General features: G+C 65.6%; 18 protein-coding genes. 8 read left to right on the forward strand and 10 right to left on the reverse strand.

Annotation, left to right across the window (positions count from 1 at the left end):
• Positions 1-162 precede the first annotated feature (162 nt).
• The 4 genes from ACQY4S_RS10555 to ACQY4S_RS10570 form a co-directional block, all read right to left on the reverse strand.
• Positions 163-1494 (reverse strand): IS4 family transposase, encoded by a 1332-nt coding sequence (locus ACQY4S_RS10555; RefSeq protein ID WP_428485157.1) that lies wholly within the window; start codon positions 1492-1494, stop codon positions 163-165.
• Between the two features lie 263 nt (positions 1495-1757).
• Positions 1758-2936: an isovaleryl-CoA dehydrogenase gene (locus tag ACQY4S_RS10560; RefSeq protein WP_428485158.1), complete on the reverse strand. Its 1179-nt coding sequence runs from the start codon at positions 2934-2936 to the stop codon at positions 1758-1760.
• A gap of 232 nt (positions 2937-3168) precedes the next feature.
• Entirely contained in the window at positions 3169-3420 is a 252-nt protein-coding gene (locus ACQY4S_RS10565) for a hypothetical protein (protein ID WP_428485159.1), read from the reverse strand.
• A 25-nt stretch (positions 3421-3445) separates the two neighbouring features.
• Positions 3446-4168 (reverse strand): sulfite exporter TauE/SafE family protein, encoded by a 723-nt coding sequence (locus tag ACQY4S_RS10570; RefSeq protein ID WP_428485160.1) that lies wholly within the window; start codon positions 4166-4168, stop codon positions 3446-3448.
• A 210-nt stretch (positions 4169-4378) separates the two neighbouring features.
• Between ACQY4S_RS10570 and ACQY4S_RS10575 the strand changes: the two genes are divergently transcribed.
• Together ACQY4S_RS10575 and ACQY4S_RS10580 are read left to right on the forward strand one after the other, a co-directional pair.
• A complete protein-coding gene (locus ACQY4S_RS10575) occupies positions 4379-5641 on the forward strand; it encodes a metallophosphoesterase family protein (RefSeq protein WP_428485161.1) in 1263 nt (420 codons plus the stop codon).
• Entirely contained in the window at positions 5641-9165 is a 3525-nt protein-coding gene (locus ACQY4S_RS10580) for an AAA family ATPase (protein WP_428485162.1), read from the forward strand. The genes ACQY4S_RS10575 and ACQY4S_RS10580 overlap by 1 nt, the downstream gene beginning before the upstream one ends.
• A gap of 68 nt (positions 9166-9233) precedes the next feature.
• On the opposite strand, the gene ACQY4S_RS10585 is transcribed toward ACQY4S_RS10580, so the two are convergent.
• The gene (locus tag ACQY4S_RS10585) at positions 9234-9569 is read right to left on the reverse strand and encodes an acyl-CoA thioesterase (protein WP_428486257.1); all 336 of its coding nucleotides are present in this window, start codon (positions 9567-9569) and stop codon (positions 9234-9236) included.
• 83 nt (positions 9570-9652) lie between these two features.
• Between ACQY4S_RS10585 and ACQY4S_RS10590 the strand changes: the two genes are divergently transcribed.
• The 6 genes from ACQY4S_RS10590 (at position 9653) to ACQY4S_RS10615 (ending at position 16075) form a co-directional block, all read left to right on the forward strand.
• A complete protein-coding gene (locus tag ACQY4S_RS10590; RefSeq protein ID WP_428485163.1) occupies positions 9653-10429 on the forward strand; it encodes an enoyl-CoA hydratase in 777 nt (258 codons plus the stop codon).
• Between the two features lie 35 nt (positions 10430-10464).
• Positions 10465-11370: a DnaJ C-terminal domain-containing protein gene (locus ACQY4S_RS10595; protein ID WP_428485164.1), complete on the forward strand. Its 906-nt coding sequence runs from the start codon at positions 10465-10467 to the stop codon at positions 11368-11370.
• Positions 11367-11699: a chaperone modulator CbpM gene (locus ACQY4S_RS10600; RefSeq protein WP_428485165.1), complete on the forward strand. Its 333-nt coding sequence runs from the start codon at positions 11367-11369 to the stop codon at positions 11697-11699. The genes ACQY4S_RS10595 and ACQY4S_RS10600 overlap by 4 nt, the downstream gene beginning before the upstream one ends.
• A 154-nt stretch (positions 11700-11853) precedes the next feature.
• The gene (locus ACQY4S_RS10605) at positions 11854-12933 is read left to right on the forward strand and encodes an N-acetylglucosamine-6-phosphate deacetylase (RefSeq protein ID WP_428485166.1); all 1080 of its coding nucleotides are present in this window, start codon (positions 11854-11856) and stop codon (positions 12931-12933) included.
• Positions 12934-13104: 171 nt separating this feature from the next.
• Positions 13105-14358, forward strand: coding sequence for a class I SAM-dependent methyltransferase (locus ACQY4S_RS10610; RefSeq protein ID WP_428485167.1), 1254 nt, complete (start codon positions 13105-13107; stop codon positions 14356-14358).
• 304 nt (positions 14359-14662) lie between these two features.
• Positions 14663-16075, forward strand: coding sequence for a M20 family metallopeptidase (locus tag ACQY4S_RS10615; RefSeq protein ID WP_428485168.1), 1413 nt, complete (start codon positions 14663-14665; stop codon positions 16073-16075).
• Here ACQY4S_RS10615 and ACQY4S_RS10620 read toward each other — a convergent pair.
• The 5 genes from ACQY4S_RS10620 to ACQY4S_RS10640 form a co-directional block, all read right to left on the reverse strand.
• Positions 16056-16271, reverse strand: a complete 216-nt coding sequence (locus tag ACQY4S_RS10620; RefSeq protein WP_428485169.1) for a hypothetical protein — start codon at positions 16269-16271, stop codon at positions 16056-16058. The genes ACQY4S_RS10615 and ACQY4S_RS10620 overlap by 20 nt on opposite strands.
• Positions 16272-16301: 30 nt before the next feature.
• Positions 16302-16472 (reverse strand): hypothetical protein, encoded by a 171-nt coding sequence (locus ACQY4S_RS10625; RefSeq protein ID WP_428485170.1) that lies wholly within the window; start codon positions 16470-16472, stop codon positions 16302-16304.
• A 150-nt stretch (positions 16473-16622) separates the two neighbouring features.
• Complete coding sequence (locus tag ACQY4S_RS10630) at positions 16623-16829, reverse strand: cold-shock protein (protein WP_428485171.1); 207 nt, start codon at positions 16827-16829, stop codon at positions 16623-16625.
• Between the two features lie 175 nt (positions 16830-17004).
• Entirely contained in the window at positions 17005-17616 is a 612-nt protein-coding gene (locus tag ACQY4S_RS10635) for a CarD family transcriptional regulator (RefSeq protein ID WP_428485172.1), read from the reverse strand.
• A 138-nt stretch (positions 17617-17754) separates the two neighbouring features.
• Positions 17755-17994, reverse strand: coding sequence for a hypothetical protein (locus ACQY4S_RS10640; RefSeq protein ID WP_428485173.1), 240 nt, complete (start codon positions 17992-17994; stop codon positions 17755-17757).
• Positions 17995-18121 lie beyond the last annotated feature (127 nt).

Consider the following 18121-nt stretch of genomic DNA (forward strand, 5'->3'; position numbering starts at 1 on the left):
GGCAGGTTTGCCGAAAACGGCCAGGATACAAGCTTTGCTCGCCGCAAAGATGCGACCGTTGCCCGCCGGATAGAGACGCTGGCGCCGATACCCCTCCGTGTCATGGCCGGGCCTGGCCCTACCGGATTCACACAGCATGGAAACGATCTGGCGGCTGCTGCGTCAAGCATGGCCCGGCTGATGCCTTGCGATGTGGTATCCCATGAGCATTGCGTTAAAACGGGCGAGGCCGGCATGAATGACAATGGGTCCCGGCTTGCCGTAGTAGCCGGTCCAGCCGCCGAGGCGTGCGCATACCCAGGTGGCGTAGGCCAGCGAGCCGGGGGGGTGCGGGTTTTTCTGCTTGGCGGTGTTGCCTTCGAGGGTGGTGCAAACGGCCTCCAACACGGGTTGATCGTCGGGGTCGAAAGCGTCGGTCAGCGGCCGAGCGGCGGTTCCGTCCCGGTCATGCACCATCTGCATGACCTTGACGGCGGCGATCAGGGTGGTGGCGACAAGGTTCTCGAAGGCCGCTTCGTCCTGCATTTCGACGGCCTCAATGTCGAAGCCCTGGGTTTTCATGACCCGGAACACCTGCTCGATGCTCCAGCGGCGGCGATAGAAGTCGATGATGCGTTGCGCCTCTGGCAGGGTTTGCACCGGGTGCGTTGTCAGCAGGCGCCAGTGCAGCGGCTTCACTCGCGGCGGTGCATTGACTTCCCGCGCCTCGACGTAGGTCAGGCTCAGTTTCGCCGGCAGCCGGGCGGCTTCCGCCGCGCGGTTGCGCTTTGGCCGGCGCAGCGTGACCGGGCAGGCAGACAGCACCACCTTGGCCTGGCGTTCGGCGCGGCCGGGGGCGGCTGGCACGTGCACCACGCTGCCGCCCAGTTCGCCCAGCGCGGTGGGGGCGGCATACAGCCGCGTCGCGTCGGCCAGCACGCGGTTGTGGTGGCAGCGGATCAGCAACTCCGTCGTCGGCGGGCGCAGCGCGAAGGCCTCGTAGAGGTCGCATTCGCGATCGGCCACCGTGGTGACGCAGGCCGCGCCAGCCGCCGACAGCCGCGCCGCCTCTTGCGTCGCCTCCAGCCAACGAGCGCTTTCCTTGTCGCCGAACGCTCGTTTGTTGCAATGCACCGCCTGCTTGCCCCGGCGCAGCAGGAAGCTGGCCGCGACGACGCCCAGCAAGGTGCCGTCGTCGGCGTCCACGGCAATCGTCGGATGCAGGTAGTGGCCGCTGTCCTTGCCATCGTCGCGCAGGCTGGTGGTGTCCTGGATCGCCAGCACGTGCCGGCCGCCCACCAAGGCGGCGGTGTGCGTCCGCGCAGCCTCGATCATCTCATCGGGGGTCACGCGGGGGTTGTGCAGGAACCGCCTTATCCTCATCTCGCCGGCCCGGTCGCCGCCCAGCGCGCGCACCTGCACCCGCTTTTGGCCCATCCCGCACAGCCGCTGTTGCATGTCCAGCCAAGCCGCTTCCAAACGACGATCACTGAACAGCGAGGGGTTGGCTGTCATGCCATGCTCCGCAATGCACTTCTCGATTTGAGGCAGATGACAAGCCCATACCGCACGGGGCCTAGCAAGGTCGTTCATAGGATGTGTGCATCGGGTAGGGCCTGGCCCAGCCAACCACGATTCTGTTTCAACCGGCATCGCAAGCCGTGGTTGACTGGGCCAAACCCGGCCACGACACCATGGCATCGTCTCGACACGACACGCTGGCCTCGTCTGGCCATGACCCGATCGGATCGTGCTGTCCTGACCCGGTTGGCAGGACATCATGCCGTCTCCGCGAACAGCTCACGCCCGATCAGCATCCTGCGAATTTCACTCGTTCCCGCGCCGATCTCGTATAGCTTCGCGTCACGCAGCAGGCGCCCGGTCGGATAGTCGTTGATGTAACCATTTCCACCCAGCGCCTGGATCGCCTCCAGCGCCATCCAGGTCGCCTTCTCGGCGGCATAGAGAATCGCGCCCGCGGCGTCCTTGCGCGTGGTCTCGCCGCGGTCGCACGCCTTCGCCACGGCATAAACATACGCCTTCGCCGCGTTCATCGTGGTGTACATGTCCGCCAGCTTGCCCTGCATCAACTGGAAGTCGCCGATCGCCTGACCGAACTGCTTTCTTTCATGCACATAGGGCACCACCACGTCCATGCAGGCCTGCATGATGCCGATCGGACCGGCGGCGAGCACCGCACGCTCGTAGTCCAGCCCGCTCATCAGCACGTTCACGCCGCGGCCGATCGCGCCCAGTACGTTCTCCTCCGGCACCTCGCAGTCCTGGAACAGCAGTTCGCAGGTGTTCGACCCGCGCATCCCCAGCTTGTCCAGCTTCTGCGCGGTGGAGAAACCGGCATACCCCTTCTCCACCAGGAACGCGGTGATGCCGCGCGGCCCCGCCGCCGGATCGGTCTTGGCGTAGATCACCAGCACGTCGGCGTCCGGCCCGTTTGTGATCCACATCTTGCCGCCGTTCAGCACGTAGCGGTCGCCACGCTTGTCAGCCCGCGTGCGCATGCCCACCACGTCGGACCCCGCGCCGGTCTCGCTCATGGCCAGCGCGCCGATCCGCGAACCGTCGACCAGCCCCGGCAGGTACCGCCGCTTCTGCTCCTCGTTCCCATTGCGGAAGATCTGGTTGACGCACAGATTGGAGTGCGCGCCATACGACAGCCCTACCGAAGCCGAGGCGCGGGAAATCTCCTCCATCGCCACCACATGCTCCAGATAGCCCATCGCCGCGCCGCCATAGTCCTCGGCCACGGTGACTCCCAGAACACCGAGTGCCCCCAGTTTCGGCCAGAGGTCCATCGGGAAGGTGTTGTCCCGGTCGATTGCCGCGGCCCGCGGCGCGATCTCCGCCGCCGCGAATGCCTCGACCTGCGAGCGCAGCATGTCGGCGGCCTCGCCAAGGTCGAAGTTCAGCGCCGGCAGGCGGTTTGACAAGGCGGCCATTCAGGGTTCCTCGGTGTCTAGTGAATACGCCAATACGACTGCCACGGTTTCCCGGCGTGGCCTTGGATGAATGCCCTCTCGCCGACCATCCAGTCTTAGCGCCTGCTACGCCAGTTGCGATAGGGTTGCAGACATCCCGAGCAAAACTTCGACGCGGCACGATGCGGGCAGCCATGGCTCTCGCGGCGGAGGTCAATAAGTGGACTTCACGACCCAGCCCGTCTACTACGGCTTACCGCAGGACAGTCGTCGCCAACGGCTCGTCCCACCGCCAGCAGGGCCGTGCCGCGGAGATCCTAACCCCGCCCAGCCACCGATCCGGCGGCGACAGCGAAAGCCAGTCCACCTCGCCGGCCAGTACCGCCCTTCCAAGGTCGGTAATGCTCAACTGCTCCCGCGGCCAGCGTCGCTGCTCCGCCTCTAACCTGCCGGTGAACACCGCTTCACGGACCGCCTTCATGCTGTCCACGATGAACAGCAGCATCCCGCCGACATCTGTCTGATGCCGCTCACTTGCCAAACACGGTCGGCCAGATCAGCGACAGACCCGCGACGCCGAGCAGGCAGAGCACGAGCTGATGAAACCGATGGTCGCTCAGGCGACGGTAGGCATGTGCGCCAAGCCAAGCGCCGCCAAGCGTGCCAGGCAGGGCCCAGAGCAGCAACCAGCCGACTTCCCAGGTTATAAGTCCTTTCGCGGCATGCATCGCGAGCGCCGCGCTCAACGTGGTCAGGTTATACGCCTGGAAAACTCCCCGGCGTTGATCCTTGCTCCAGCCGCGCAGCGTGGCCCAAATCGTCGGCAACGGGCCGGACAGACCCGCCAGTCCGCCCAGGATGCCGCCGCCAAAGCCGACCGCGGCATCCGCGACGCGGCCGCCCCAGTGGGTTGTTATCCGGGCGCGGCCGATCAGCATCGACACCGAGAACACCACGAGCAGAACGCCGATCCCGAAACGGAAGGCATCCGGATTCACGTGATCCAGGAACTTGACGCCAAGCGGAACGCCAAGCACGCCCGCGACAAGCATTGGCCATATGCGCTTGAAATCGATCGCATGCCAGATGGCGGGAATGGTCTGGCATTGCGCGATGACGGAACACAGGATGACAAGCGACGCGGCCAGGGCCGGCGACAAGGCATGGAGCCATAGGCCGAGCGCGACCAGTCCCGTGCCGAAGCCAGCCAGACCAGATACAAAGCCGCCCAATAATGCGCCGGAAGCGATCATGAGTGGTATTGTCGTTATCACGACGATAAATTTTCATAGGCGTGATGGCGGCACAAGCCATGCCCAGCGCATGATGCGCGACGGTTTCCAGAAGTCGTTCTGCGATCTTGTGTCCTGCCGTGACGGGCGTCGCGGGCTGACCATCAATCGCCCGCTGTTCACGCAATCTGCCCTTGTTCCGCACCGGATCAGTCATGGTAAGGAAGCCGCATGGCTGATTTCCGATTCCTGCATGCGGCGGACATCCATCTCGACAGTCCGCTGCGCGGCCTGGAATCCGATCCCTTCGCGCCGGTTGAAACGATTCGCGCCGCGACGCGCCGGGCCTTCGGGCGGCTGGTCGATCTGGCCATCGCGGAGAAAGTCGACTTCGTCCTGATCGCCGGCGATATCTACGATGGTGACTGGCCGGATTTCGGCACCGGGCTTTACTTTTCGACGCAGACCCGCCGGCTGGATCAGGCCGCGATCCCGGTCTTCGCGATCCGCGGCAACCACGACGCCGCCAACCGCATGACGCGGTCCCTGCGGATGCCGCACGTCACCATCTTCGACCATGCCACCGCCCATACCCACCGGCTCGAAGCGCTTGGCGTCGCGATTCATGGCCAGAGCTTCGCCGACCAGGCGGTGACCGACGATCTGTCACGCAAGTATCCGCCACCGATCGAGGGCCTGTTCAACATCGGCCTGCTGCACACCTCGGCCGAGGGCTACACCGCGCACGCGCGCTATGCGCCATGCGAACTGTCGCGCCTGCGATCGCACGGCTACGACTACTGGGCACTGGGCCATGTGCACGAGCGGCAGGAACTCTGCCGCGATCCATGGATCGTCTTCCCCGGCAACCTGCAGGGCCGTCATATCAACGAGACCGGCCCTAAAGGTGCCAGCCTGGTCACGGTCAGCGGCGGTGCCGTGTCGGTCGAACCCCACGTGCTGGATGTGCTGCGCTGGGCGAGGGTCAATGTGGACCTGGATGGCGCGGCCAATGAAACCGAGGCGATGAGCCGCGTGCAAACCGAGCTTGAAGCCGCCTTGCGCGACGCCGAACCGTGGCCGCTGGCCGCGCGAATTACCTTGACCGGCACGACCGGCGCCCACGCCGCCCTGTTCCGCGAAGGGCTGCGCGACAAGGTGCTTAACGAAGCGCAGGGCCTGACAGGCGAGCATCGCCTGTGGCTGGAGGCGGTCAAGCTCCGCACCCGGCCGCCCCGCGATACTGGTTTGCCCAGCGAGCCTGAGCTACCGGCGCGCCAGGACAACCTGGGCCGCCTGCTGACCGAGATCGACGCCCTGGCCGCCGCTCCACCACCCGGACTGCTGGGCAACTGGCCCAATCTGCTGTTCGACAGGCTACGCGAGGCCCTGCCCGACGACCATCCCTTGCACGCCTGCGCCAATGGCGACCTAAGCGGTATCCTGCGGCAGGCGAGAGACCGGCTGGAAGCCGCCCTAAGCGGCGAAACCTGATGCGTTTCGCCGACTTCAGGCTCGAACGGTACGGACCGTTCGAGCAGCTCGACATGCCGTTCGACGCCACACCCGGACGCGTCAACCTGATCGTTGCCCCGAACGGCTACGGCAAATCGGTGATCCGCCGGTCGATCAATGAGTTCTTGTTTGGCATCGACGTCCGTTCGCCAATGAGCTTCCGCTTCGGCACCGAGCGGATGCGCATCCTGGCTACTGTTGCCCAGGACGACATTGCCCGGCCAATGGTGCGACGCAAGGGCAACGGCAATACCCTGGCGCTGGCGAACGGGACCGAGGTTCCGCCCGAGGAAGCACGCCGCCTGCTCGGCGGCGCCGACGCAACGATCTTCCAGGAGCTGTTCGGCCTCGACACCACCTTGCTGCGCTCCGGCGGCCAAGACCTCATCACCAGCCAGGGCCGTCTCGGCCAGGTGCTGTTCGCGGCGGGCGGCGGCCTGGGCCGCGTGCGTGACCTGCTGACGGGACTGGAGCGGAAACGTGACGAACTGGGGAAGGCCAACGCGCGTCATAAGTCGCGGCCGCTATGGAGCGCGCTGAGCAACTGGGAACAAGGTGCGGCGGATCTACGCAAGGCGGCTCTGCGCCCGGACGGCTGGGCGGCCCTGGAACGGCAGGCGTCGGAGGCGAGCCAGAATCTGGAGAGGCTTCTGGCGGAACAGGCAGCGGATGCGCGGGAACGCGACCGGCTGCGCACCATCGGCGCCTGCCGCCCATGGCTCGACAGGCTGCATTCGGCACGACGAACCCTGCTGGAAGCCGCCGACGCGCCCGAGCTGGACGAGGGGTTCGAGAGACGCTGGCGGGATGCACTGCAGGATCGTGTGACATCGGCGAGCGCGGCAACCGCTGCAACAAGCGAACTGCGAACCGCCCGGGACAACCGCGCGGCGTTGACGTTCGATCCCGCCTGGATCGCGGCTGAGGCGGATATCAAGGCGCTGGCCGACCTGCGTGGCCTTGCGTTGGGCGCTGAGGCCGACCTGCCGAAGGTGCAGCGTGAACTGGCAGCCGAGCAGTTGAAATCGACAGCATTGCGGCGCGACCTGGGGTGGGGTGAGGCTGTGGCATTGCCGCCAGCGCCAATCGTCAAGGACGCCCAAGGACGCCTGCGGCAATATCCGGCACTCGCCGCCGAGGCGGCTTCGGCCGCGACCAGCCTGGCCGAAGCCAACCGTCAGCTAGCGGCAACGCGGGACGAACTGGCTGCGCTGCCGGGGCAAGGTGACGTCGCGGCGATCACCGATCTCGTCGCGCTGTTGCGCGCGAACGGCGATCCAGCGGCGCGGCTGGATGCCGGACGGCGCAAGCTGCGGGCGGCGGAGGCCGCATTGCGGACCGCTTTGGCCGCTGGCCCCGATTGCCGCTTGACGGAGGCATCACTCAGCACGACCGCGGCGCCGTCGGAGACGAAGCTGGAGGCAGCCGGCAAGACGTTAACTCAAGCAGAAGCCGCCCACGACCAGGCACTTCGCGATCACCGGAACCGTTCGGGTGCGATTGAAGCCGAACGGACGAAGCTTATGGCCCTGGAACGGGTCGCGATGCTGCCGCCACCTGACGCGCTTAAGCAAGCCCGTTTGCATCGCGATACTTTATGGGCGCAATTCTTTTCACCGGCGTCGCGGCAGCCGGACCCGGCCACGGCGGTGGCCTTGGACCGGGCCATGCGCAACGCCGACGAGATTGCCGATGCCCTGATCGAGCATGGGCAAGAGGTCGCCGAGGCGTCGGCGCTGCGTGGCCGGCTGGCAGCCATGGAGACCGAATGGGCGAAAGACGCCAAAGCAGTGGTCCAGGCAGAGGCTGGCGTCGCAAATGCACGAAACCAGCTTCAGACCATCGCCTGGACTGCCGGCGGAAACGCCAACGACATGTCCGCGCTGCGGGCCTTTCTGCGCGCTCGCGATGCCGCCGCGACCTGCCACCAGGCGCGGGATGCCGCCGCCGTCGATCTGGCGGACATCGCGCAGCATCTAACGACGTTGGGTGGTCAGCTCGCAGCGGCCTTGTCCGTCACGTTGCCGGACCTGCCCGCGGTTGGCATCCTTATGGCGGAAGCCGAGCGCCGGATCGAGGCTGAGCGTGATTTGGCCGCGCTTCGGAAGACGTTGACCGCGCAGGCCGGCCGGCTGCGCAGGATGCAGGCAACCGCGGCGGCGGCGGCGGACACGTCCAAACAGGCGCTGGCGGAGTGGGTCGGGCAATGGGAGGCCGTATCCATGGCCTTGGCTCGGCCCAAAGGCGAAACCATGGCCATGACGAGCGACGCGCTGACGCGAACTGAGGATTTGCGTGCCACCGAACATAAGGCTGCCGACGACCAGCGCCGGATCGACGACATGCAAGCGGCGATCGCGCAATTGGCCGCGAAGATCGGGCATCTTTCGGCGCTGTCGCCCGACCTCGCGGCGCTGCCGGCGATTGAAGCCGCGCAAGCGTTCCAGCGGCGGCTCCAGGCGGAACATCGGGAAGCCGCGCGCTGCGCGGACGCTGACAGGCGGATCGAACAGGCCATGCAGAAGCTGGCCCGCTGTACCATGGACGCCGAGACCGCCGCCCGCATGCTCGATGGCCTGCGCGCCGCGCTGCGAGCGGATACCGACGAAGCCGCGGAACATCAGCTTCAACGCGCCAGGGCGGTAACCGCGGCACGCGCGGACAGCGCCGAGGCGCTGCAACACCTTGCTGTTCAAGGTTGCGGCGTTGGCGCGGAGACGCTGACCGCACGCGCGGCCGAGACCACGGCCGAAGCGGATGCCGCGCGGATCAACGAGATCGACGCTCGCCACCAGACGCGCCTGGCGCTGATCGAGGCTGCCAGGGACGCCGCCGCCGCCGCCGCGGCCGATCTGGAGCGGGCGAGCAGCGGCACGGATGCAGCCGACGCGGCGCGGCGGCGGGAAGCGGCCCAGGCAATGCTTGCCCGCACCGCCGAGGAGGCGCTGGTGCTGCATGCCGCGCATGCCTTGCTTCAGGCGGCGCTCGACCGGCAGGCGGCCGGCACGGACCAGCCGTTGCTGGCGCGCATCAGCGACGTGTTCCGCACCATCACCGGCGGCGCCCAGGCCGGCGTGCGGATCGAGGAAACCAGGGAGGGCCAAAAGGACGGCCACACGATGGTAGCGCTGGAGGCCGACGGGGCGACCCGGAAATCGCTCGATCAGCTCAGCGAGGGCACCCGCGACCAGCTTTATCTGGCGCTACGCATCGCCGCGCTGGAGGATTACGCGACAACCGCCCCGCCGCTGCCCTTCATCGCCGACGACGTGCTGCAGACCTTCGACGATCCACGAACGACAGCAACCTTGCAGGCCCTTTTGCAGCTCAGCGCCAAGGTGCAGGTGATCGTCCTGACCCATCACCCGCATGTTGGCAACCTGGCCGCTCGGCTTCCCGGTGGCGCCGTGCACGTGATGCGGCTGGAAGGTCGAGGCCTGGGTGCCTTACACCAACGGCCCCCGATGTTGACCGATGGCCGGTCAACGGCCGTGGGTATCTGATTGATCTCGCACGCGGCCGCCTCACCAACCCCGCACGCATGCCAGTCGGCGCTTCGGGCTGACTGGCATTACGCCAGTGGCAGCGGCCTGGGCGTGCCATGCTCGTCTACCGCCACCAGCACGAACTGAGCGAAGGTCACCCGTTCCCGCTCGCCCTGGTTTCGCCGCAGCACCCAGGCTTCTACCCCGACGGTGACGGAGGTGCGGCCGGTCCTGACGACGTCGGTGTAGACGCAGACCACATCGCCCACCTTCACCGGCCGCAGAAAACTCAGGTTCGAGACCGCCGCCGTCGCCACTCGTCCCTTCGCCCGCGTCCCAGCCGAAACGCCGGCCGCGAGATCCATCAGCGACATGATCCAGCCGCCGAAGATATCGCCGGCCGGATTGGTATCCGCCGGCATCGCCACAGTCCGCAGCGACAACTCCCCACTCGGCTGAGCACCCCCTGTCGGCACGGCGATCTCCTTCTGCTATACGACGCAGCATGACCGATATCCTGCTGCGGCGCGACAGCGACCGTGTCGCGATCCTGACCCTGAACCGCCCGGCGGCGCGCAATGCGCTGTCACTGGGCCTGATGGAGGCACTGGATGCCGAACTGGCGGTGATCGCGGACAATCCGGCGATCCACGTCGTTGTCATCAGCGCCAACGGCCCCGCCTTCTGCGCCGGCCACGATTTGCGGGAGATCCGCGCCAACCCGACGCGTCAGGATTATGAACAAGTATTCGCCCTGTGCTCGCGGCTGATGCAGCGCATCGTCCGGCTGCCCAAGCCGGTGATCGCCCAGGTCCACGGCGTCGCCACCGCGGCCGGCTGCCAACTGGTTGCCTCCGCCGACCTTGCCGTCGCCGCCGATACCGCCCGCTTCGCCACACCCGGCGTGGACATCGGCCTGTTCTGCTCGACCCCGATGGTTGCCTTGTCACGCGCCGTCGGTCGCAAGGCGGCGATGGAGATGCTGCTGACCGGCGACATGGTCTCGGCCGAACGGGCACGGGAATTCGGACTGATCAACCGTGTGGTGCCGGAGGCGGCGCTGGACGATGCGGTCCTGTCCCTCGCCCGCCAGATTGCCGCGAAGAGCCCGCTGACCGTGGCGATCGGCAAGGAAGCCTTCTACCGCCAGGCGGAGATGGACCTGGCAGCCGCCTACGACTACGCGTCAAAGGTCATGACACGGAACATGCTGGCGCGTGATGCCGCGGAGGGTATCGATGCGTTCCTGGCGAAGCGCCCTCCGGTCTGGACGGGCACTTGATCATTGCCTTTGCCGTTTCCACCTGACTGGTAGCGATGAGAGACCCATACGAAATCCTTGGCGTCCAGCGTAGCGATGACGAAAAGGCGATCCGCACCGCCTATCGCAAGCTGGCCAAACGCCACCATCCGGACGTCAATCCCGACAAACCGGAGGCGCTGGAACGGTTCAAGGAAATCAGCACCGCCTATGACCTGTTGTCCGACAAGGACAAGCGTGCCCGCTTCGATCGCGGCGAAATCGATGCGGAAGGCCGTGACGTTCCGCCGGAGCGCCCGTTTTACCGCGACTTTCAGCAAGGCGCGGGCTTCTCCGCCGGACAGGAGCGCTACCAGACCAATGGCGGCTTCACGCAGGAGGATATCGAGGCGTTCTTCTCGCAGGCCTTCAACCAGTCAGGCGGCAGACGTGGCGCCGGCTTCGCCGCCAAGGGCCGTGACGTGACCTATGGTCTGACCGTCAGCTTCATCGACGCCGCGAACGGCACGACGCGCCGGCTCAGCCTGCCCGACGGCAAGACGCTGGATGTCCGCATCCCGCCCGGCACCGAGGACGGACACGTGCTGCGTCTGCGTGGTCAGGGTGGTGCCGGCGTCGGCGGGGCGGCCGCCGGTGATGCGCTGATCGAGATTTCGGTTGCGCCGGACCCGCAGTTCCACCACGACGGCGACGACATCGTCGTCGACCTGCCGGTGACGCTGCGGGAGGCGGTGCTCGGCGCGTCACTGGAGGTGCCGACTATTCGCGGATCGGTGCGGCTGACCATTCCGGCCGGCTCCGGCACCGGCACCAGGCTGAGGCTGCGCGGCCGGGGCATCCGCGAGGGCCACCAGTTTGTTGAACTGAAGGTGGTGCTGCCGCCGGGCGATGAACCGGATCTGGCGGCGTTCCTGAAGGACTGGACTCCGCGCAACACGTTCAACCCGAGGGAAGGATCATGATGCGCTTGACGGCGGTCGTCGCGCTGTTTCCCGACCTGCGGGAGCCGGAGGTGGCGACCTGGGTGGAGCGCGGCTGGGTGCGGCCGGCGCAGAGCGGCTTAGGACAGGAGGGCGAGGAGTGGGTGTTCCAGGACATCGACATCGCCCGCGTGCGGCTGATCCGCGACCTGCGCCACGCCATGGCGGTGCAGGAGGAGACGATACCGCTGGTGCTGTCGCTGCTGGACCAGGTCTACGCGCTGCGTGGCCAGATGCGTGCCGTGGCACGCGCGGTGGAGGCACAGGACGAGGCGGTTCGGACAGCGATCCTGGAGGCGTTGCGGGGGTGACTGTGGCTCAACAGCCGCCGCTATGTCTCATAGCTGCTTTTGATGCGGCCATATACGACTTGCGGTACGGCATAGGGCAGTACCATGCGTGGTTGATCACGGGCCATGGCGCGTCGAGAAGCCAGCGGTTCCCATCCAAAGTCGGCTAACGTAGATGGAAGAGCGTCTGCTTTTCGCCCCTGCGTCGAAGCAGCGGTTCGCCGCGGCAGGTGTTCGCCAAACCCCTGGCCTGACCGACCTGCAAGTCAACGGCTACGCCGGCATCGACTTCAACGATTCCGCGCTGACGCCAGCCGCCCTCGACCACGCCCTTCATGCCATGCTCCGCGCCGGCGTCACCACATGCCTGCCGACGCTGATAACCGCGGACGAAGCCACCCTCGCCCGCCGCCTGGCCGCACTGGATGCCGCCGTGCGCGCCACCCGGTTAGGTCCATTAATGGTTCCGGGATTTCACCTGGAAGGCCCCTTCCTGAATCCGATGCCAGGCTACGCCGGCTGCCACCCGCCGGCCGCGATGATCGACCCCAACCCGACCGTGCTCGGCCGGCTGACAAGACACCTTCAGCGCCCCATCCTGCTGCTGACCGTCGCCCCCGAGCGGCATGATGCCCTGCCCTTGATCATCTGGGCCCGCGAGCATGGCATGGTCGTCGCCATGGGGCATACCGCCGCCGATGCCGCCGTGACCAGGCGAGCGGTGGAGGCCGGCGTGACGCTGAGTACTCACCTAGGCAATGCGCTGCCGCAGCCGCAACCGAAATTCCTCAACCCGCTGATGGCACAGCTTGCGCATGATGGCCTGCATGCCAGCTTCATCGCCGATGGCATCCACATTCCGCCGGATGCGCTGAAGGTGCTGCTGCGGGCGAAGACGCTGCCCTGGTCCGTGCTCGTCACCGATGCCACCGCCGCGGCCGCGGCGCCGCTTGGCCTCTATTTCTTCGCCGGCATGACGATCCAGCACCGACCGGATGGGTCCGTCCGCATCCCTGGGACCGCCACTCTTGCCGGTTCGGCCCTGACCCTGGATCAAGCGGTGCGCAACGTCGTCGCCTGGGGTCTCGCGGAGCCGGATGCCGCCGTGGCGATGGCGTCCACCCAGCCTGGCGCGCTGATTGCCCCGGCCCTGGCGTGGCACCGGATCACGCTTTCCGCCAACACCGTTACCTGGACAGGTGATCTGCACGTCGCCAAGGTCAGTGTCGGCGATCTGGAGATTGTCGTCGCGTAGAAACCTTTCCTTTACCATTCACCCGCTACACACCGGCTGCGAAGAACGCACGCGCGTCAGGCTCGGTGGACAGAACGGACCATTTCCCTGGCTTTCCTTAGGTGGGAAAGGCCTGTTCCCCTCCGTGATCCATCACCCCCCCGCTCCTGCCGCCGCATCGGCGGTCGCGTCATGCTGACCGACCTGAAGCCCATCGCGTCAACCGCCCTCAAGCAACACGACCCGGGCTGCCGGCTGTGCGGTGCTGACCTGCGTCACCTCCTGGTGGACCTAGGGTGCACGCCGCTGGCCAACCAAACTGTCGCGACTGGCCAGCCCGCGCTGTCTTTTCCATTGCGCGTTCTTGTGTGTGACTCCTGTCTGCTCGTGCAATCCCAGGATACTGCCCCGATCGACCTTGGTACGGATCACGCCGCCTCCCGCTTCGGTCCCTCTCCGGATCATGAGCGCCGTTTCGCCTCGGCAATTTGCCAGCGGCTGGGCCTGGCGACCGGATCTTTCGTCATCGAGGTCGCCTCGAACAACGGTTCCCTGCTGCGGCATTTCCGTGATGTGGGTGTTTCCGTGTTGGGGATCGAGCCAGCGGTGAACGCCGCGCACGCCGCGCAGGCCCTGGGTGTCACGACGGAGATCGGTTCTTTCAACGCCGAAACGGCAATGCAGATCGCCGTCCGGCACGGCCGTGCCAATCTTGTGGTGGTGCGCGATGTGCTGCCGCAGGTGCCTGATCTGTTCGACTTCGCCGCTGGATTTGCCGGCATCCTGCGGCCGAAAGGGGCCGCGGTGTTCGAATTTCCCCATCTGCTGACGATGGTTCAGAAAGTTCAGTTCGACGCGTTCCGGCACGATCGATACAGCTATCTGTCCCTGCTGGTGCTGGAGCGGGTGCTGCGATCGGTTGGCTTGCGTGCGTTTGACGCGGAGCGGCTGCCGGATCGTGGTGGATCGCTGCGGGTGTATGCGTGTCATTCGCGCGGTCCGTTCGCGGCACGCCCAGCTCTGAAGGCGGTGCGGCAGGCGGAAGCCTCGGCTGGGCTGGATCGACCGGACGGTTACGCAGGGTTCGCCGCAAGGATTGATGCCGCACGACAGGACGTGCTGGCGTTCGTGCGGATCAGATGCGCCGCCGGACGTAAGGTCGCCGCCTATGGCGCGACAGCACGAGGCAACACGCTGCTGAACACCTGCGGGATCACGGCCCAAGACATTCTATCGGTTGCCGACCCGAACCCGGCCACGCATGGACGCTACCTGCCGGGCAGCCACATTCCGATCGTCTCGCCCGGAGCACTGATCGAAGACCGACCCGATGACGTGATCATCCTGCCGTGGCCCGACGCACCGGAGATTGCCGCCAGTCTGCTGCCGCTGCGGCAGAAAGGCACCCAGTTCTGGACCGCGACACCCGCGATCAGGCGGGTGTGACACGATACGTTTCATAAAGCTGCTAACTGTTCGATAGGTTCCGGGTCCCGCCTGTCATCGAAAACTGGAAGATGCTGGCTGGACAGCTTTATCAGGCCGATTGTAAACGCGAGGCGGATTCGGCTGCGGCGGGGCTAAGGCTGGCCGGCGTGACGGCCGGCAACGATGCGGTGGTCGGTGCCGGCTGCGGCGTCACGCGCGACGTAGCAGCCGGCGTAACCGTCTTTGGCAATCCGGCCCACATCGCCCCTGGAAGAGGTCGCCTGCCTCTGGCAACCTGATCGCATCAGCCGAGGAAGACAAAATGGCATCGAGGCACGGGGCGATCACGCGCGCATTGGCCTGGTTCGACGGCGCCGGATTCCGCGACCACCTGACCGATCTGGTGGCGATCCCCAGCACGTCCCAAGATCCCGGACACAAAGCCGACGTTCAGCGATACCTCACTTCGGCTATCCAGCCATGGCTGGAGCGGATGGGGTTCTCGGTCGAAATCCACCCGAACCCCGAAGTTGGCTTCGGCCCGATCCTGATGGCGGATCGGATGGAGGGAGCGGATCGCCCCACCGTTCTGACATACGGGCACGGCGACACGGTCCGCGGCCTTGACGACCAGTGGCGCGACGGCTTGAAGCCGTGGATCTTGGTTGAGGAAGAGGATCGCTGGTACGGCCGCGGCACCGCCGACAACAAGGGACAGCACGCACTCAATCTGTCAGCACTGGAAGCGGTGCTGGCGGAGCGCGGCAGCGAGATTGGCTGCAACCTGAAGCTGATCCTGGAGACCAGCGAGGAGCGCGGCTCCCCCGGTCTGCGCGCCTTCGTGGCGGAACACACGGACCGCCTGCGCGCCGATGTGCTGATCGCCAGCGACGGCCCACGGGTCATGCCGGAGGTGCCGACGATCGCCACCGGCACCCGCGGCACGTTTCACTTCGACCTTGTGGTGGATCTGCGGTCGGGCGGCATTCATTCCGGCCACTGGGGCGGGCTGACCACCGATCCGGCGATCGTGCTGAGCCATGCGCTGGGCGCCATCATCGATCGGCACGGCAAGATACTTGTGCGGGACTGGCTGCCGGCAAATGGCTTGCCGGCGGTGGTGCGCGCCGTACTAGATGGCTGCCCAGTAGGCGGCGGCGGGGAAGCCGCCAGCATCGACCCAAATTGGGGTGAACCCGGCCTGACGTCGGCGGAAAAGATCTATGGCTGGAACAGTTTCATCGTCCTGTCGATGATTTCCGGTCGGCCGGAGAACCCGGTTAATGCCGTCGCTCCGAATGCGCGGGCGCATTGCCAGATACGCTATACGGTGGACACCGATCCGGCAGGCTTCCAGGCGGCGTTGCGCCGGCACCTGGACGAAAATGGCTTCGACTCGGCGCGCATCGAGAACGCCGGCATTCGGATGCCTGCCAGCCGCACCGATCCCGGGCACCCGTGGGTGCGCTGGAGCGTCGCCAGCATGGAGCGGTCGCTGGGCAAGCGGGTTCAGGTCATTCCGAACTCGTCCGGCGGCCTGCCGGGGGACGTTTTTGTCGACTACCTGAGCGTCCCGCTGGTCTGGATCCCGCACAGCTACAACGGCTGCAAGCAACATGGCCCGGACGAACATCTGCTGCGTGCCCCGGCGCGGGAGGGTCTGGCGGCCTACGCCGGCCTTTGGTGGGATCTAGGGGAAGCCGGCACGCCGCGGGTCAGGTCCGAGAGCGCGTGACCGACCTGATCTCGACCCGCGGGCGACCCGACGCCAAGGCGATTTCTTCATCCTGCGCCTCGATGACCGGCTGGGCGGCGGCATCGCCGTCCAGACCTTTCAGCACCGAAGTCAGCACCTTGCGGTTCGATCTCTTGCTGCCATCGACGTAGGTGACGTCGAAGAAGACGAATGTGCTTAACGATCGACTTTTCATTTCATGAATCCTGTGCCGAGCACCTGACGATCACGTTTCTTTCGGCTCTTCGGACTCCGGCGGCTCCGGTGGCGAGGCGTCTTGCTCAAGCTTGCGACGGGTGGCGACTTCATCACGATCACGCAACTTTGCGTCTTTTTTTGCCTGTTTCAGGCGGTTCCGCTCAGCGCGCTGCTGGTTGTAGTTAGGCTTGAAAACCATCTTGTTCTCCGGCGCGGTTCAGGCTGGGCACCTAGGCCTCAGATCCTGTTTTACACAGCCGCGGGCGCCAAGGAAACCGTGCCAGATATCGAGTTCGCACCCGGCACGGCACCTTCAACCAAAGCCGATGCTGATGGTAGCTCCTGCGGCTTAAACGGTCTTGAGGTTCGTCGCGGAGGTCTTGCCTTGCTGTCCACTTTCCAGCTCATAGCTGAGCTTCTGGCCTTCATTGAGGCCGCCGAGGCCAGCCCGCTCCACCGCGGAGATGTGGACAAACACATCCTTGGAGCCATCATTCGGCTGGATAAAGCCAAAACCCTTTTGCGAGTTGAACCATTTAACCGTGCCTTGCGACATCTCGTCTCTCCGTTACACCCGGCGGCCCACATGGTGTGGACCAGAATACTCTTCAGAATTTAGGAGCACCGACTGCGAGGATTCGCAAAGAGGCAGGTACAACTAGTCAAAAGTGAAAAGCGCCGTTCCTGTTAGATAAGGAGCCTTGGAAGGTTCCGCCAGACAAATCTTCCGATCAGGCGCCGGTGGTTGCCGGTTCGGGATCAGTCCGGGCTGCCTCGGCCTTTCGTGCGCCTTCCAACGTCTGCGTCAGCTTATCCAACGCAGCTTGTTTATCAATCTGGGCCACGCCGGCGAATTCCCCGGCAAGGCGGTCGAGCGCCAACTCGAACAGGTTGCGTTGGCTGAAGCTGGGACCCGCACCGCCCGCGCTAGTGTGCAGATCACGCACAACCTCGGCCAGCATCTTCAAATCGCCCGAGTTGATCTTCGCCAGGAATTCCTGCGCCCGCTTTGCCCACATCAGGCGGCTTACCCGAGGACGACCGGCGAGAATGCGCAGCACGGCGTCCATGGCTTGCGGCGTCGCCAGCTTTCGCAAGCCGGACGATCGGGCGTGGGAGATCGGAACGCGCAGCGTCATCCGGTTCTCCTCAAACGAGATGTAGATGAAATCCAGCGTATGACCGGCAATCTCCTCAGAGCCCACGCGATCCACCTTGCCGACGCCATGCGTTGGATAAACCACGAAGTCGCCCGGTTGGAACGGATCCGTATCATGCGGCCTGGCCTGCGCTGCTGTTGCGCCGTAAGCGGCATCCACCATTGCCATCGTGATCGAAGACATTCCCGCCAATTTTTCCACCTGCTCAGAACTTGCTTTGATATGGGGACAGCGGCGGCGGATACATCAGGTCGGCATTAACGTTCCGGTATCAGATCAACCGCCCGGCTTGGCTGTCCCGACCGGCTCAGGCTGACGTGGTCACGGCTTGGGCAGGCGCGCCATGCTGGCTACGTCTGTGCTCATGTCCTTTGGTGTCGTCGTAGCACCCGGCTTGCGCGGCACGAGGGGTGTCCACGGAGCAGCGTCCCGCTTCATGCGCTTGGCCTGAACGATCCAGGCGTTCGCCTCGTGCTCCGAGCCAAACCCGGTCGCGGTCTTCGGTTGCCCAGACGGCTTGGCCATCTGAACATCGAAACTGCCGTCGGTTTTGGAAATCACGCAATATACAGTGTCCACCATAGCCGCATTATGACACATTTGCTGATGGGTGATAGCATCAAGATTAAGTACTCGTATTGTTGGTTTGGTGGTCGGGCGCCTGTGCGCTTGCCGTAGTACAAATCGA

This window comes from Rhodopila sp. (genome assembly GCF_965276935.1).
Lineage (GTDB): Bacteria > Pseudomonadota > Alphaproteobacteria > Acetobacterales > Acetobacteraceae > Rhodopila.

Excerpts from the sequence above, each read along its gene's own strand:
- ACQY4S_RS10555 (WP_428485157.1), bottom strand. The coding sequence starts at position 1,494 with ATGACAGCCAACCCCTCGCTGTTCAGTGATCGTCGTTTGGAAGCGGCT.
- ACQY4S_RS10560 (WP_428485158.1), bottom strand. The coding sequence starts at position 2,936 with ATGGCCGCCTTGTCAAACCGCCTGCCGGCGCTGAACTTCGACCTTGGC.
- ACQY4S_RS10565 (WP_428485159.1), bottom strand. The coding sequence starts at position 3,420 with ATGCTGCTGTTCATCGTGGACAGCATGAAGGCGGTCCGTGAAGCGGTG.
- ACQY4S_RS10570 (WP_428485160.1), bottom strand. The coding sequence starts at position 4,168 with ATGATCGCTTCCGGCGCATTATTGGGCGGCTTTGTATCTGGTCTGGCT.
- ACQY4S_RS10575 (WP_428485161.1), top strand. The coding sequence starts at position 4,379 with ATGGCTGATTTCCGATTCCTGCATGCGGCGGACATCCATCTCGACAGT.
- ACQY4S_RS10580 (WP_428485162.1), top strand. The coding sequence starts at position 5,641 with ATGCGTTTCGCCGACTTCAGGCTCGAACGGTACGGACCGTTCGAGCAG.
- ACQY4S_RS10585 (WP_428486257.1), bottom strand. The coding sequence starts at position 9,569 with ATGCCGGCGGATACCAATCCGGCCGGCGATATCTTCGGCGGCTGGATC.
- ACQY4S_RS10590 (WP_428485163.1), top strand. The coding sequence starts at position 9,653 with ATGACCGATATCCTGCTGCGGCGCGACAGCGACCGTGTCGCGATCCTG.
- ACQY4S_RS10595 (WP_428485164.1), top strand. The coding sequence starts at position 10,465 with ATGAGAGACCCATACGAAATCCTTGGCGTCCAGCGTAGCGATGACGAA.
- ACQY4S_RS10600 (WP_428485165.1), top strand. The coding sequence starts at position 11,367 with ATGATGCGCTTGACGGCGGTCGTCGCGCTGTTTCCCGACCTGCGGGAG.
- ACQY4S_RS10605 (WP_428485166.1), top strand. The coding sequence starts at position 11,854 with ATGGAAGAGCGTCTGCTTTTCGCCCCTGCGTCGAAGCAGCGGTTCGCC.
- ACQY4S_RS10610 (WP_428485167.1), top strand. The coding sequence starts at position 13,105 with ATGCTGACCGACCTGAAGCCCATCGCGTCAACCGCCCTCAAGCAACAC.
- ACQY4S_RS10615 (WP_428485168.1), top strand. The coding sequence starts at position 14,663 with ATGGCATCGAGGCACGGGGCGATCACGCGCGCATTGGCCTGGTTCGAC.
- ACQY4S_RS10620 (WP_428485169.1), bottom strand. The coding sequence starts at position 16,271 with ATGAAAAGTCGATCGTTAAGCACATTCGTCTTCTTCGACGTCACCTAC.
- ACQY4S_RS10625 (WP_428485170.1), bottom strand. The coding sequence starts at position 16,472 with ATGGTTTTCAAGCCTAACTACAACCAGCAGCGCGCTGAGCGGAACCGC.
- ACQY4S_RS10630 (WP_428485171.1), bottom strand. The coding sequence starts at position 16,829 with ATGTCGCAAGGCACGGTTAAATGGTTCAACTCGCAAAAGGGTTTTGGC.
- ACQY4S_RS10635 (WP_428485172.1), bottom strand. The coding sequence starts at position 17,616 with ATGTCTTCGATCACGATGGCAATGGTGGATGCCGCTTACGGCGCAACA.